General features: G+C 56.3%; 12 protein-coding genes and 2 pseudogenes. 2 read left to right on the top strand and 12 right to left on the bottom strand.

Annotated features, from left to right (window positions below):
• Positions 1 to 133: 133 nt before the first annotated feature.
• Positions 134 to 697, bottom strand: a pseudogene (locus tag TRP66_RS06970) (mechanosensitive ion channel family protein); the annotation flags it as partial.
• 670 nt (positions 698 to 1,367) lie between these two features.
• Complete coding sequence (locus TRP66_RS06965; RefSeq protein ID WP_333400636.1) at positions 1,368 to 2,135, bottom strand: IclR family transcriptional regulator; 768 nt, start codon at positions 2,133 to 2,135, stop codon at positions 1,368 to 1,370.
• A 73-nt stretch (positions 2,136 to 2,208) separates the two neighbouring features.
• On the opposite strand from TRP66_RS06965, the gene TRP66_RS06960 reads away from it, so the two are divergent.
• On the top strand, positions 2,209 to 3,369 hold the full coding sequence (locus TRP66_RS06960; protein WP_333400634.1) for an MFS transporter: 1,161 nt from the start codon (positions 2,209 to 2,211) through the stop codon (positions 3,367 to 3,369).
• A 166-nt stretch (positions 3,370 to 3,535) separates the two neighbouring features.
• Here the strand turns inward: TRP66_RS06960 and TRP66_RS06955 are convergent.
• Positions 3,536 to 3,860: pseudogene (locus tag TRP66_RS06955) on the bottom strand (LysR substrate-binding domain-containing protein); the annotation flags it as partial.
• Positions 3,861 to 3,974: 114 nt separating this feature from the next.
• On the opposite strand from TRP66_RS06955, the gene TRP66_RS06950 reads away from it, so the two are divergent.
• On the top strand, positions 3,975 to 4,604 hold the full coding sequence (locus tag TRP66_RS06950) for an alanyl-tRNA editing protein (protein WP_333400633.1): 630 nt from the start codon (positions 3,975 to 3,977) through the stop codon (positions 4,602 to 4,604).
• A 237-nt stretch (positions 4,605 to 4,841) separates the two neighbouring features.
• Here the strand turns inward: TRP66_RS06950 and TRP66_RS06945 are convergent, their stop codons facing one another.
• The 9 genes from TRP66_RS06945 to TRP66_RS06905 all read right to left on the bottom strand — a co-directional run bounded on the left by TRP66_RS06945 (position 4,842) and on the right by TRP66_RS06905 (position 14,832).
• Positions 4,842 to 5,606 carry a hypothetical protein gene (locus TRP66_RS06945; RefSeq protein WP_333400632.1) on the bottom strand — a complete coding sequence of 255 codons (765 nt, stop codon included), beginning with the start codon at positions 5,604 to 5,606 and terminating at the stop codon, positions 4,842 to 4,844.
• Between the two features lie 510 nt (positions 5,607 to 6,116).
• Positions 6,117 to 6,938, bottom strand: coding sequence for an IclR family transcriptional regulator (locus tag TRP66_RS06940; RefSeq protein ID WP_333400631.1), 822 nt, complete (start codon positions 6,936 to 6,938; stop codon positions 6,117 to 6,119).
• 251 nt (positions 6,939 to 7,189) lie between these two features.
• The gene (locus TRP66_RS06935) at positions 7,190 to 7,771 is read right to left on the bottom strand and encodes a sarcosine oxidase subunit gamma (protein WP_333400630.1); all 582 of its coding nucleotides are present in this window, start codon (positions 7,769 to 7,771) and stop codon (positions 7,190 to 7,192) included.
• Between the two features lies 1 nt (position 7,772).
• The gene (locus TRP66_RS06930; protein ID WP_333400629.1) at positions 7,773 to 10,676 is read right to left on the bottom strand and encodes a 2Fe-2S iron-sulfur cluster-binding protein; all 2,904 of its coding nucleotides are present in this window, start codon (positions 10,674 to 10,676) and stop codon (positions 7,773 to 7,775) included.
• Complete coding sequence (locus TRP66_RS06925; RefSeq protein ID WP_333400628.1) at positions 10,673 to 10,978, bottom strand: sarcosine oxidase subunit delta; 306 nt, start codon at positions 10,976 to 10,978, stop codon at positions 10,673 to 10,675. The genes TRP66_RS06930 and TRP66_RS06925 overlap by 4 nt, the downstream gene beginning before the upstream one ends.
• A gap of 13 nt (positions 10,979 to 10,991) precedes the next feature.
• On the bottom strand, positions 10,992 to 12,233 hold the full coding sequence (locus TRP66_RS06920; protein WP_333400627.1) for an FAD-dependent oxidoreductase: 1,242 nt from the start codon (positions 12,231 to 12,233) through the stop codon (positions 10,992 to 10,994).
• Positions 12,215 to 13,120, bottom strand: coding sequence for a bifunctional methylenetetrahydrofolate dehydrogenase/methenyltetrahydrofolate cyclohydrolase FolD (gene folD, locus TRP66_RS06915; protein WP_333400626.1), 906 nt, complete (start codon positions 13,118 to 13,120; stop codon positions 12,215 to 12,217). The genes TRP66_RS06920 and folD overlap by 19 nt, the downstream gene beginning before the upstream one ends.
• Positions 13,117 to 13,983 carry a formyltetrahydrofolate deformylase gene (gene purU, locus TRP66_RS06910; RefSeq protein ID WP_333400625.1) on the bottom strand — a complete coding sequence of 289 codons (867 nt, stop codon included), beginning with the start codon at positions 13,981 to 13,983 and terminating at the stop codon, positions 13,117 to 13,119. Before purU ends, folD begins: the two co-directional genes overlap by 4 nt.
• Before the next feature lie 249 nt (positions 13,984 to 14,232).
• Positions 14,233 to 14,832 carry a helix-turn-helix domain-containing protein gene (locus tag TRP66_RS06905; RefSeq protein WP_442965178.1) on the bottom strand — a complete coding sequence of 200 codons (600 nt, stop codon included), beginning with the start codon at positions 14,830 to 14,832 and terminating at the stop codon, positions 14,233 to 14,235.
• Positions 14,833 to 14,972 lie beyond the last annotated feature (140 nt).

The following is a 14,972-nucleotide window of genomic DNA, read 5'->3' as shown; positions in this document are numbered from 1 at the left end:
GCGCAGTTCAGGCCGAAGCCCGCCCGAGGCGTGGAGGTTGTGGTTGCGGCAATCCTATGGGCAACCGACATTACGGTCAATCCACAGCAGGTTGCCGTTACAATTTTTCAGCGGTCAAGGTGGAACGCGGCGCTTACCGATTACCGAACCCCACCCGCATATCCGTCCCGCTCGGCTCCTGATACAGCCCGAGCCCGAACTCCGGCATTACTGCCAGCAGGTAGTCGAAAATGTCGCCCTGAATCCGTTCGTAGTCGGCCCAGACGGTGGTGTTGGTGAAGCAGTAGATTTCCAGCGGAATGCCCTGGCCGGTCGGTTGCAGCTGGCGCACCATGCAGGTCATGTCCGGGTGTACGCCGGGATGGCTTTTCAGGTAGGCCAGGGCGTAGGCGCGGAAGGTGCCGATGTTGGTCATGCGTCGGCGGTTGGCGGACATCTCGGCGACGTTACCCTGGGCCTGGTTCCAGGCTAGCAGCTCGGCCTGTTTGCGACCGATGTAGTCGGTCAGCAGGCGGACCTGGCTGAGGCGCTGTTCTTCGTCGTCGCGCACGAAACGGACGCCGCTGGCATCGATGAACAGACTGCGCTTGATGCGGCGTCCACCCGATTGCTGCATGCCGCGCCAGTTACGGAAGGACTCGGACATCAGGCGCCAGGTCGGGATCGAGACGATGGTCTTGTCGAAGTTCTGTACGCGTGAACTAAAGACCCAAATGGACAAAGTAAATCCATATAAATCAGTAGGTTAAAAATTTCTTGTCCATTGTCCATTTTTTTCGAAATGATGGACAGCCTTTACTCCCACCATCTCCGAAACGCTCGCCGCCCATAACCCTATGTCCAACCGTAGTCCCCACGAGCCATCTAGGTAGCCTCTGGCGATTCGAGGGAAGATCTCCGGTTCCGTAATGCCTCAGATAAGCTGTGGAGCGCGTTAGAGAATGCGCCCAATGAATCCCGCTGAGCGATGTATTGAAGGCAGGAATCAGCGATGAGGTTGACCGGGACGGTTCATGCACCCCGGCCTTGACTGAGCAGTGCCTTTAACTCGCTGCGGTTCAATACTTGGCCGAGGTCAGTCCAAAGGCTGGCGCATATGCACGACGGCTACTACTTCATCTTTCAGGTTGCGACGCTCAGCTAACCGATAATGTGATGGTAGAGGAGGAAGGCAACTTTCGAGATCGGCTAGGGGCTGGTCATTCAAGATCTAGGGACGTGGGGGGCACCACTATCGCAGGCATGTCAGGCTCCGCTCTTGGCGGATTACTGGGCGCTGTGGTGAAGGAACGGAAAGTGTAGCTAGGGTAAACCGAGTGAGCTGCTTATGGGGACTCGCAGGGCTTTCTCGGCAATATCCATAGTGTTCACACCCCGATTACCGCTTCAACCTCTGCTTTGCATTGAAGCAGAGCGGCTTTAAGTACTTCGAGATTGTCGTGAAAACGTAGCGTTGGGACTGCCAGTGAAATCGCGTAGTGTTCGGACAGCCCGCTGCGGATATTTACACCAATGCCGCAAACTCCTGGCGCGTGTTCCTCCTGGTCAATGGCCCATCCCTGCTCCCTGCTGATACAAATGTCCTTGATTAGCCTCATTTTCGAGACAAGAGTTGCCGAAGTTCGACGTTCAAGTGGCTCAGCCAACATTAGGCTTAAAAGCTCGTCCGGAAACATCCCTAGGAGCGCCTTGCCGTGAGCAGTGCAGTGGATGGGAAATGCAGTGCCGACTGGAGAAACGACACGCAATTCCTGATCCGACGGATATTGATCAACAGAGATGGCGTGAAGCCCACGGTAAACGGAGACATCTACCGTCTCGCGCGTACGCCGTCCGAGGTTCTCAACATAAGGCCGGGCAATCGCCACAAGGTCTGTGTGAGCAGACGCCGCAAGTCTGACAAGTGCAGGGCCTAGACGAACTCCCGAGCTGCCGGTGATCACCAGCTGCTGAGCTTCGAGCGCAGTGACGATCCGATGCACTGTTGTACGCGGTAGTCCGCACGCCTTGGCTACCTGGCTTAGGCTCAAGCCTTCGCGCTGATTTTCCAGTGTCTTGAGTACTGCCGCAGCTCGTGCGATGACTTGCTTTCCACCACCGTCCACTTCGGATACCACGATTACCCCCTCGGCCATTCGTCGGCCCTCTCATTGACATTGACAGAATATCCCAAGATGCTTCGTTCCGTTAAACGGATAGGTGTTCCACATGTCGGATAAAGCGCTGCATCCACAGCTAACGCGCTTTGGCTCTTTCGCTCTGCTGGCGGTCGCCTCACTGACCATCATGGTGGGGTGCGTCATCGTGCCTGGCTTGCCCAACATTGCTCGGCATCTGGGAGCCGAGGAATCAGCTAGTTGGCTGGTCACCATCCCATCGCTAGGGGTGATTGTCTTTGGGCCAATGGCGGGCAAACTTATCGATCGGATAGGACTCTACAAATCCCTGTGCCTGGGTCTCTTCGTCTATGGACTGCTTGGAATCGCAGGTTTCTTGTTTCAAAGCCCGTTGGTGTTTGTCGACAGGCTTTTTTTGGGTGGCGCTACTGCCATGATCATGGCAGCCGGAACAGGGCTGATTTCGGAGTTCTATGAAGGCAAAGCTCGTCTGAAAATGATTGCCAAGCAGGGCATGGCTATTGAGTTCGGGGGCGTAATCTTCCTGTTCATGGCCGGACTGCTGGCCAACTTAGGATGGCAGTGGCCGTTTACGCTGTACCTCCTTGCCTGGGGGCTGCTTGCAGTAGTGCTGGTTTGCGTGCCTCAGCCTTCCACCGCCAAGTATTCTTCCGAACCCGGCGAAAGTACTTTGGCACTATCAGGTGCTCTTAAGGTTGTTTTCATTTCAGCCGCGCTTTCCATGATTGTATTTTTTACAGCGATCGTGGTGCTCCCACTCCGCCTGCATGAGCTTGACCTCGATGAAGCCCAGGTCGGGTATTTTCTTTCCTATGTTTCCTTGGTTGCAGTGGGCGCGGCCGCTGTTATGCCGAGCGCAGCACGCAAACTGGGTGAGCACGGGACGCTGATTTTTGGCTTCTTGTTCTACGTTTTGGGGCATTTAGCGTTCGTAAATGCCGATGCCTTGACGCTAATGATTGAGGGGGGACTGTGCTTAGGCCTGGGATTTGGGCTCACTGTTCCATTGCTTAACCACATGACTATTGAACTTAGTCATACCGTCCGTCGAGGCCGCAATCTAGCTTGGCTCTCCGTGGCGATATTCGCAGGGCAGTTTTTCTCATCGTTCATGCAGTTCGTGCCGGGTGCGCAGACAAATGGGTTGATCTGCGCAACAGCCGTGGCATTGTTTGCAGCTGGAATGATCGTCGCCACTGCCAAACGAGACAGATCCAGGGCAGCGATATAGGGCATTGGTAAAGTGGCGATCGAGCTGGTTGATGCGTTGAAAAATACCTGGCGCGGGGAAATGAATCTCTAACCTCCTAGAGGAGGGGTGACAAATTCGAACTCCCATTAAATCAGCGTTAGAGGCACTGATGACCATAACAGCCCGCGTGGGAGAAGCTGCATCGTTAATTGCCGGGAGCTATTTTTCGAGCAAGCTCTTCGAGCAGCCTAGCCAGGATCATGACGGGCTCGTTCATGTTGCGGTTGGAGTGATGAACCAGGCCGATGTCTCGATAAAAGGTGTGTTCTCCCAGATCCAAGGCGCGCATGCCTGCAGGCCAGGCCTTGCCCCAACGTTTCGGGCACGAGCGCTGCGCCAACACCGTGAGCAACCAGCGTCACGATGGCTTCGAGCTCATCAAGCTCGCACACCTCGTGAGGGGTGAAGTGCATCTTGCGCAGAAGCTTGTCGACCTGACGTCCGCCAAAAAAGGCGCGGTCATAACGGATGCTACCTGTACCATGGAAAGGAATCCCGGCCGTCTTCATGGAGTCGGACAGGCCCTGGAGTCCAGACCTGTCCGGGTTCGTCACTCAATAGTGCTAACGCCCTAGGCAAGATCAATGACTGAAAGAATTTATTTCAATAACGATGAGCTCGAACTGGCCACGACCGTACTTGGCTGTTCACTACATGAGGACGGCCATTATCACGTTGTGCTTGCCGCTACGCTGTTTCATCCCCAAGGAGGGGGCCAGCCCTCCGACACGGGCTTGATTGGTTCCGCAAGCATGCTCCAGGCCGTGCAGGGTGACGACGGCGTTATTCACGTTACGGACACGCCTCTGGAGTTAGGGCCGGTTATCTTAAAAGTGGACAGCGAGACTCGTGCTTTACACTCCCGCTACCATTCGGCCGGGCACTTGATAGCCTCTGTTGGAGAGAAATATGGTTGGCGTGCCCTCAAGGGCAACCATCGTCCAGGTGAAGGTCGAGTCGTCTTCGAGCTGACTGGTCAGGCCCAGCCTATGACAGAGGACATATTACGAGCCGATATAGTCTCGTTGATAGCCCGGGACTTGCCTCGCGAAATCGCTAGCAGCGAGGGACGGCGTACGGTTACCTGGGGCGAGCTGAGCGCAACTGCGTGCGGAGGTACGCACGTTCAGTCAACCCAGGAAGTCGGTAACATCCGTATCGTGCGAGTGAAACAAAAAAAGGAACAGCTGTCCGTCCAATACGAGCTCGACTGATCGATGCAATCGCACCCTGGGAAAAGCCTGCAACATTTCGAGCGCAGCACTCAATCTACTTCGCGATGAAGACCTCAAACGTTGGCGTCAGTGGGCTCTGAACGAAGCGAAGTCCTGCATTTTGAGATAGGGCGACAAGCATTGGAAGCTCTACTCCGCCGTACCGGCAGGAAATCAGCGGTTCATCCACGTGACCGAGTTTAAGGGCGGAAGGGCCGCTTGGCGTTGCGCGCTTGGTCAACGTGGATCAAGCAACGTTGCCAACATGTAGGTTGTCACGACTGCCAATGCCACGGCGGTCGTGATTGCCAACAGGGCGCCCCAAAGAACTAAGGACGCTTTGAGAGTCAGGTAGAAACCTACCACGCCGACGGCTCCGATCGCGTTGCCTCGTATTATTGCACTTAGTTCATGACGCCCGCTTTGAACATGGACGAACACTGCAAGGGGCCAGGCTATCACCGGAATCGGTGCCAGCAACCCGCTGATAACAGGCCCTAGCCAGTTCGCGCTTGCTGTCACTGCGATTAGCAAAAGGGTTGCCGTCGACATCCTCATTGGTATGACCCAGCGAGGCAACGGTGCATACATGGTAGCGTGTATCTGCGGCTCCCCGGACGTCGCACGGATGATCAATGCGATGAGCAGCAGCGTCGTCACGACGCATAAAGTGAGCGAATCCAGACGGCTCATCATAAAGGCAGTTACACCATAGCAGCCAAGGGCTGCGATACATCCCGACAGCACTGAGATTCTTCGCGTAACCCAGAAGTAGAACAAATACGTGGCTTGAATCGCTGTCAGGCCTGCCAAAGCGCCAGGTATGGCCACCGACGCAAAGGCTTCCCCTTGCTCCAGAGCGAGAAACAGCATGACCAGCGCTGACGTGACGGGAAGTCCGGATAGAAGTCCTCCTATGCGTATGCCCCAACGCTTGGCCGCCATTGAAATGCTCAGCATGAGTGCAGGGGTTATGAGCAACTTGAGGTAGAAGAGCGTCATCGAAGGTGGTCTGATCAAAAGCGGGGATCAGCGTGATAGCTTAAACCCGGGTGTTCAGGGGCAAGGCCTATCAGGCGTGGTTAGATTTTCAGGCGCTACAGACCGGAGCATCGAAACAGGGCTGCCCAGCGCCTGTGACCAGTGAAACGGCCAGCGGTCAGTCGGCAGCATGTTAGCAGACCGCACGATAGGGTCAGGTACCTTTAAATCTGTATAAGCGACAATGCGCCGCTTATTCCCACGACTCTCTGCCTGCAACCGGTATTGGCTCCGGATGATGCTGAGCAGCAGGGCCGTTGAGTCTCAACGCAAGTTTCAGCCAGAAAAAATACTCGCCACAGTAACCGGTGTTTTTGACATTCGTCGGCCAGTGCAGGGTGCCTTAGTCGAGGCAGTCGATCTGCTGCGCAAAAAAAAGACTGAGCCTATTCAAGGCCCAGCCATCAAATCGTCCGAATTTTCTGTCAGCTGGTACTGACGTTCAGGACGAGATCCTGAGACCAACAGGATTTATCCAACGTGCCGCTTTTGGAGTGCTGACGGCCCACGCTCATGCTCAGGTGGAACGTAGCCAAGATCCCGGCTGATTTTGAAAGCGCAGTCGCGTAACAAAGCCTCAAAGGTTTCCTTGGCACCCTCAGGATCCATGACTGCATCTGGCCCCGAAAGATTGATCGCTGCGACGACCTGATTCCTATGATTCTTGATCGACGTCGCGATGGCTGTAGAGTAATCGGAGCGATGAATTACCCAGCCCCTCTCTCTGTCCGCCTGGATCATTTCCTGAAGTTCAGGCTGTGTTCGAGGTGCCGGGGGGGCATAGTCGTCGAGACGGATGTGTTGATAGAGCAATGCCAGTTCGGTCTGCGTGAGTCCCGTCAAGAGCATTCGGCCGATTGCCGTGCAATGACAAGCAATGCGCGTACCAATCGGAATATTTACAGACAGTCGTTGTGCGGCAAAGGCGCGGTACAAGTACAGGCTTTCAGTATGTTCCCGAACACTCAGGTGGCATGAAAGCGATGTGCGATCCCGAAGTTCGTTAAGGTATGGCATGGCCACATCGACGATATCGCGGCTGGCCAGATAGCTAAAGCCGTTGCTGATGACGCTCGCTCCCAGTTCGTACTGAGTCCCATGTTTCTTCAGATAGCCCATGTCTGTGAGGGTAAACAGGATCCGGTAGATGGCAGAGCTGGTGACCTCCAACCGATCGGCAATGTCCTGGACGCTTAAACTGCGAGTGCCTGCGTTGAACAGACTCAGCACCGTGAGCCCGCGGGCCAATGCGGGCACGCTGTAATCAGTATCTCTCGCAGCTATCTCGACCATGGCCCGATACTCCTTTGAGTAATGTAAGGAAGGTTTTTGAGCAGAAGTTCCGTGCGAGCAGCGCCCTATGTACCAGCAGTTAGATCTCCACAAGGCGGTGACCAAGGCCCAGTGAGGCCGATCCAGATCGCCCCCCCAAACACCTGACATCCAGGGGCTGGGGGGCATTTGCTGCCGGCTTCGAAAGCCGGGTGGGTTCCCTAACCGTGAGACTTTGCGGCTCCGCGCCAGATGGACGATGCTTCGGCTATTCAGTGGATGCTCGAAACATCCAACTCCCGCCCATCGAACTCCGCCATCGCATCGACCAGAGCACCCTTGAAATATTCGGCTGATGCACGATCGCACAGGAGCTGGAAGCATGGATTTGCCTCAGTGCTCGTATTGACCACGATCACGTTGATGCGCGCGGCGGACGTCTGGGCCACAGCGCCTTTTGGAAAAGCATCGCTTCGCAGGTCGACCCCGCACAGCTTTGCCATCACATCTGCTGTGTAGACTCCACTCAGCTGGATCCATGCATGACTGTCCTCGCGAGGCAGCAGGTAGTTGGCCATATGATCCTGCTCCCAACGGGCCTCTTCGTCGGCAACTCGCATCCCCCGGTCAAGCATTCCTCCGAGAATGAGATACTCCGTTTGCGACAGGCGCGCGACCTGACTTCCATCAGGTTGTACCAATGCGCGGTTTGGAGCATCGGGAAGGCTGAAGCCGCGAGCTTTCAAGTACTCGGCAGTTTGGGGCCCACGAAAGCCAACCCTGGGTATCTCGGTGAGGTCTATCAATGCACATCGTTGGAGCGGGCCGAGCCCGCTAGCATTGAGGTTGGTCATGTCAGAGCTCCTGGCGTTGGTTTTCAGGATCGAAAAAAGGCAGTTTCACGACGGTGGCATGGACGGTGACGCCTCCCTCGACGCGAATCGGAATCTGTTGTCCCGGCTCGCTTTGATCAAAGGCGGCATAGGCAAGGCCAATGATCTTGCCCAGGGACTGTGAGTACTCGCACGAAGTAACATTGCCGCTGATGTCCGTACCCTTGAGCACAAGATGACCCTCCAGCGGTTGCGGACTTGCTTTAGGCAGCGTGAAGCCGACCAGCTTGCGTGTCTGCGGCTGGGCTTCAAGAATGTCCACCGACCGACGCCCAACGAAGAATGGTTTGTTACGACTGACCGCCCAACCCATATCGATTTCAGCCGGATGGGTCATACCGTCGGTGTCTTGGCTGATAATCACGTGGCCTTTTTCCAGCCGCAGCAAGCGCTGGGATTCAACGCCGAAAGGGCGGATGTCGAAGGCCGCGCCAGCTTGCATCACCGCATCCCACAGTTTGAGCGCGTGGCGGGCTGGCACATGAATCTCATAGCCCAGTTCGCCAACGAAACCGACCCGCAACAAACGTGCCTTGATCCCGGCCACCGTCCCTTGACGTACTGCTAAATAGGGAAAGCCCTCTGGCGAAAGATCCAGATCCTGGCAGACCTTTTCCAGAACCCTGCGCGAATCCGGCCCGGCGACATTGACCGCTGAAATCGCTGCAGTGACGTTGGCGATGTCGACGTTCAGACGCCATTGGGCATTCCACTTGAGCATCTGCTGATAGATTCGATCCACGCCGCTGGTTGTCGCGGTAACGTAAAAATGGTTTTCACCGAAACGCGCGCAGACACCGTCATCAATCACCACGCCATGCTCGTTGGTCATCAGTGCATAACGCGAGCGACCGATGGGCTGCTTCAAAAAAGCAAAGGTGTACATTCGATTGAGCAGCTCGGCGGCATCCGGGCCGCGCACGTCCAGTCCGCCCAGGGTCGAAACGTCGATGATTCCGACCTTGTTGCGCACGTGCATGGCTTCGGCCTGCATGCACTTGTCGCGCTCGCTGGCTTTGCCGTAATAGGCCGGGCGCTGCCAGATCCCCGCGGGCATCATCTTGGCTCCCGCATCGACATGGCGGCGGTGCATCGGTGTTTGCCGGTAAGGGTCGAAGGCGCGCCCGGCGACGTGGGCAAGCTTCTCGGCCTCAAAAGGCGGGCGCGCCGTGGTAACACCGGTTTCGCTGATGCTGCGCTGGGTCGACGACGCGACCAAGCGTGCTGTCGGCAGCGCTGAGTGGCGTCCTTGGGATGGGCCCATACCGACCGTGGAATAACGCTTGACCAGTTGGACGTCGCGATACCCGATCTTTGTAGCGTTGATGATGTCTCGTACCTGCAGGTCTTCATCGAAGTCGACGAAATCCTTGCCCTTGGGATGGGGAAAAATGGGCCATGGAAAATTGACCTGAGCTTCAGCGGATGGTGCTGAGGGCGAAGGAGCAGTTTCCGGCGTGAGGCTGAGTGCGGTAACGATGTCCGCAGCCACGCGGACGGCATCTGCCAGCACATTATCCAGCTTGTGAAAGCCGTGCACAGAACCTGCAACACTAAGCCGTTTTGGCAAGCCGCTGAGGGTGAACTCTGCGATCTGATCGTCATAAGCGAGCTTGCCGCCAGCCTGGCACAGGAGCTGGTAGACCGGCATGTAGCCGCCAGACATGCAGAGCAGATCGCAACTTACTATGGCGCCACTGCCTGCAACCTGGCCTTGGCCGGTTATCTTGCGAATGTCGGCACCGCTGACATGTCGCATCCCTTTCTCGTGCAGCGCCTCGAACACCGTGCTGCCGAGGTGGCAAATGATACCCCGCTTTTCCAGCGCCAATAGCAAGGCGCGGTCTGCGGGATTGGCGCGCATGTCGACCAACGCGGCCACCTGGACGCCCTGTTCATGCAGATCCAGAGCAGCCAGGTAACCATCGTCATTCCCTGTGAGCACCACCGCGCGCTTGCCGGGCTTGACGGCGTAAAGCTTCATCAGTCGCTGGGCAGCACTTGTCAGCATCACGCCAGGCAGGTCGTTATTACGAAAGATGACCGGTTGATCGAACGAGCCGCTGGCGATCAGACATTGAGTCGCGCGCACCTTATACATGCGCTTGCCTTGGATCACCGGTAAATAGTTGTCGGTGAACCAGGCGTTACAAGTGGCTTTTTTGAGCACGCGGATATTGGCGTGGCCTTCAACCGCCTCTACCAGCTCGTGTCGCAGTGTCTCGGCTCGTTTGCCATCCAGGTCGAAGCGGGCGTAGGTCAGCGAGCCGCCCAGAATCGGTTGTTGTTCGATCAGCAGCACCTTGGCACCGGCGTTGGCAGCGCTCAGCGCCGCTTGCATGCCGGCGGGGCCCGCGCCGATCACCGCCAGGTCAGCGAACAGATACGCTTTATCGTAATACTCTGGCTGGAACTTCAGATCGAGCACCCCCAGACCCGCTTTCTTGCGGATGACCGGCTCCCAGACTTTCCACGCGCCTTTGGGTTTGTAGAAAGAGCGGTAGTAAAAGCCCACCGGCATGAACTTGGAGAATTTACCGAGATAGGCGTCTTTGTCGTTATCCAGCGAGCCGTTGAAGTTCTGTCCAGTGACCTGTGCACCGTCTTCCAACGGGTGACTGTCAGCCAGCACATTGGGCTCACTCGGCAGCTGCACGAGGGTGTTGGCGTCTTGCCCGGCCATGCTGAGCGGCCCGCGTGGGCGGTGGTACTTGAACGATCGGGATAAAAGGAATCGGCCATTGGCAAGCAGAGCGCTGGCGATGCTGTCGCCCTCGAAGCCGTGATACGGCTTGCCGTCAAAATTGAAAACCAGGGGCTGATTGCGGTTGATCAGCAACCCCATAGGTGCGGGCAAGCGGCTCATCGCGCGGTCTCCTTGAGGGCTGCGGCCTGGAAATCGACCCGGGTATTGAAAATTTCCTTGGGATCGAAGGTGCGTATGATTTCATCGCTGCCGGTGTGACGTTCAGCCAGGAACCAGTAGCTGGAGGGAGTGTGCATCCACCACTCGAGCACAACTCCCAGCGTATCCTCGCTGTTAAACACGTAATCGGCCCATTCGGCGTCGGTGCAGGTCCGCGCATCAGGCATCTGCTTGAACTCGCCGCCGTAGGTGAATTCACTGATGTTGCGCGGCCCGTTGAGCGGGCAAGTCATGACTTTCATTGGACGCTCTCCGTTAATGGCTGGCCGCAGTAGCGCCCATTTCGTTGACTTGCCGGAAGGTGGAAAACCGCTCCAGACCAAATGGCTTGATCAGTTCCGGCGTCTTGCCGCCGCTGGCCACGAGTTCGGCCATGGTTTTGCCGCAAATAGGCGTCGCCTTGAAGCCCCATGTGCCCCAGCCTGCGTCGAGGTAGTAATTCTTTACTGGTGAGAGGCCCATGATCGGACTGTAGTCGGGGGTCATGTCGGTTATTCCCGCCCACTGGCGCATCAGCTTCGCGTTGGCCAGGAAGGGGAACATTTCAATGGCATGCGCCAACAGGCTTTCCTTGAGATCCAGCGTTGAGCGGGTGTTGAACAGCGGGTATGGATCAGAACCGCCGCCGAATACCACCTCACCCCGGCTGGTTTGCTGCACATAGCAGTGCAGTGCGGACGAGCTGACCAGCGGGTCGAGGAACGGCTTGAACGGCTGGGTGACCATAGCCTGCAGGGGAAAAGTCTGGATCGGCGAGCGGATGCCAGCTTTTTTCATCAGCTGTGAGCTCATTCCCGCTACAGCCTGAACCGCGCACCCGCACTTGACGGTACCGCGGTTGGTTTTGAGGGCGGTTATGGTTCCGTTTTCGATGACAAGCTCCTGCACTTCCGTGAGCTGGTGGATCTCTACACCGCGTTTGGCGGCTTGTTTGGCGTATCCCCAGGCCACGGCGTCGTGGCGCGCGGTAGCGCCATCGATGTGCCAAAGCCCTGCAAGCACCGGAATATGCCCAGGGTCGAGGTTTAGAGTCGGCACCAGTTCACGAATCTGCTGACGGTCGATCATCTCGGTACGACCGCCAAAATGCTTGTTCACCTCAGCACGCTGGCGGAACGAGCGCACGGTGGCGTCAGTGTGTGCCAGCGTCAGCTGGCCGCGATGGGAGTACATGATGTTGAAGTCGAATTCATTGGACAGCCCCTCAAACATCCGCACTGATTCTGCGTAGAACTTCACGCCTTCGCTGGTCAGATAGTTGGAGCGAATTACGGCGGTGTTGCGTGCCGTGTTGCCCCCGCCCAGATAACCTTTTTCCAGTACCGCGATGTTAGTGACCCCGTGGTATCTGGACAGGTAATAGGCTGTAGCCAGACCATGCCCGCCGCCGCCGATGATCACCACGTCATAAGATGACTTGAGTTCTTTGGGTGCCGGCAAGTCGACCTCTACCGGATACTCCGAGCTGAACCCGTACTTCAGGAGATTGAAAGGCATACGGCCTCCGATTGGCTGCGTTTCGCCTGGAACTGTTGAACGGCAGCGATAACGGTATTTTTCATCAGGTATGCGATGGTCATCGGGCCTACGCCGCCTGGCACGGGCGTGATGGCAGAAACCTGGGGCAGTGCACTCTCCAGGTCGACGTCGCCGACAAGACGGCTGCGACCGCCTTCTTCTATGCGATTGATGCCGACGTCGATGACCACTGCGCCGGGCTTGAGCCAACTGGCGTCGATCATCCGAGGGCGACCGACGGCCACCACCACGATATCGGCCTGGCGGCACAGCGCTTTGGCGTCGACACTGCGTGAGTGCACTACGGTCACCGAGCAGTGCGCCTTGAGCAGGAGTGCAGCCATGGGCTTGCCGACAATGTTCGAGCGGCCTATGACCACTGCATGCTTGCCGGCCAGTTCACCGCACGCCTCTTCAAGCAATTGCATGCAGCCGCTCGGCGTACACGGCGTCAGTACATTGCGACCTTGGCTCAAACCGCCAACGTTTTCACTGTGAAACCCGTCCACGTCTTTCCCCGGCGCAATAGCCTGAAGTACCAAAGGTTCTTCAATGTGTTCGGGTAAGGGAAGCTGCAGCAAAATACCGTTGACCGCTTCGTCCGCATTCAGGTCGGCAATGAGTTTGAGCAATTCGGTTTGTGAAGTGTCAGCGCTCAACCGGTACTCCAGTGACTGGATACCGGCCTCTTGGGCGCGAAGGATCTTGTTTCGAACATAAACTTGGCTCGCAGGGTCTTGCCCTACCAGAATGACCGCCAGGGCAGGGCAGATGCCCTCGGCTCTCAGCCGATCCACATCGCCTCTTACCTGCTTCATCACCCTGTTGGCAGCTGCTTTGCCATCAATCAATTTGGTTGTGTTCATCGGAAGATCACCGTTCTGTCCTGATTCAGGAATACACGGTGTTCCAGGTGATATTTCACCGCTTTGGATAGAGCTACCGTCTCTGTGTCTCGGCCGATGGCGACCAGATCCTCAGGCAGAAAGGCATGATCAACCCGCTGGACTTCCTGCTCGATGATCGGGCCCTCATCCAGATCGCTCGTAACGTAATGGGCGGTCGCACCGATCAGTTTCACGCCACGTTCATAAGCCTGGTGATAGGGCTTGGCACCTTTGAACCCCGGTAGGAAGGAGTGATGGATGTTGATCGCACGGCCGGAGATCTGTTTGCAAAGATCGTCTGACAGGATCTGCATATAGCGCGCGAGCACAACCAGGTCAGTCTCGGTCTCATCAACCACTTTCATCAGCGCAGCCTCCTGCTGCGCTTTCGTCTCCTTGGCCACGGGCAGGTAAATGAAACGGATGCCCTCTCGCTCGGCCATAGGCCGCAGATCTAAGTGATTCGACACGATGGCGGTGATGGTCATATCCATCTCGCCTTTGTGGTACCGATAGAGGAGGTCAGTCAGGCAGTGGTCGAACTTGCTCACCATAAGCAGCACGCGCATTGGTTTGCGGGTGTCATGCAGTTCCCAGCTCATATCAAAGGACTGGGCCACGTCTTCGAACCCCGCCTTCAGGTCGGCAATGTTTCCGCTGTGACCGTCGTTGAAACGGAATACGGCCCGCATGAAGAACTTGCCACTGATTTCGTCGTCGAACTGCGCCATTTCCCCAATGTAGCAGGCGTTACCCGCGAGGTAAGAGGTGACCGCTGCAACGATGCCGGAGGTCGCCGGGCAGCTGATCTTAAGGATGAAATGGTTTTTTTCGTGTTGCATCACGTTTCCTCTGAATGTGGAGGCAGCTCGGTACGAGGCGAAATTCAAGGACAAAAACTAATTTTGTAGGCGAATAAAATTTCTTATTGGGAATTAAATATTCCTTATGAGGATTTATAGGCGAAAGGGATCGCTGAGTCCATACCTATCTGGAAACTTTTTTAACTAGCAGGAATTAAAAGGGGGGAGGGCTCTGAGGCGGTTTGCGGGGGAAGCGTCCAGCCCAAGGGGAGCTGGACGTGGCTACGGCTACTCGGTGTGGGTGCCGTAATTCATGATAGACAGCAACTTGATGGGTACTCGAACCAGTTCCTCAGGCCCATGGGGGACATCCCCATCGAACGTCAGGCTGTCCCCCGCCTCCATGTGGTACAGCTGATTGCCGTGCCGGTACACCAATTCACCTTCCAGCAGGTGTAGGAACTCCGTGCCAGGATGAGAGAAGGTTGGAAACTCCTCGCTCGCATCGTCCATGCTCACCATGTATGCCTCGAAACTCTTTTTGGGCCCGCGCGTATGGTTGAGGAGGTGATAGGTATGACCTTTTTCGGTACCGCGGCGCACGACTTCCAGGCCTTCGTCGCGCTTTACCAGAATGGCACTGCTGCCTGGCTGGTCATATTGACTAAACAATTTGGACATGGGCATGCCCAGCACGTCGCAAAGACGGCTGAGATTATCGAGGCTTGTCGACACTTGAGCGTTTTCGATCTTGCTAAGCATGCCTTGGCTGATGCCTGCAATCCTTGCGACGTCTGCAAGCTTCAAATCCTGCGCCTGCCGCTGCCGCTTGATCTGGATTCCCAGATACTGCTCGAGCTTCAATTTCGGCTGTGTATTGGATTGCATACTCACTACCCGCGCACTGTTTCAGATCAATAAAAAATATTTCGCCCCAGGAATGTGCAAAAGCGAGACTGCCGTACAGAGCGCTAGAGCCCTTATTCCTGTCAAGAAACCAATATTCCCATATAAACAGAAAAAAAGCT

The organism is Pseudomonas sp. JDS28PS106, assembly GCF_036706555.1.
Taxonomy (GTDB): domain Bacteria; phylum Pseudomonadota; class Gammaproteobacteria; order Pseudomonadales; family Pseudomonadaceae; genus Aquipseudomonas.
Note: the sequence above shows the minus strand (reverse complement) of the source record. Positions and strands in the feature narration are given on the sequence as shown.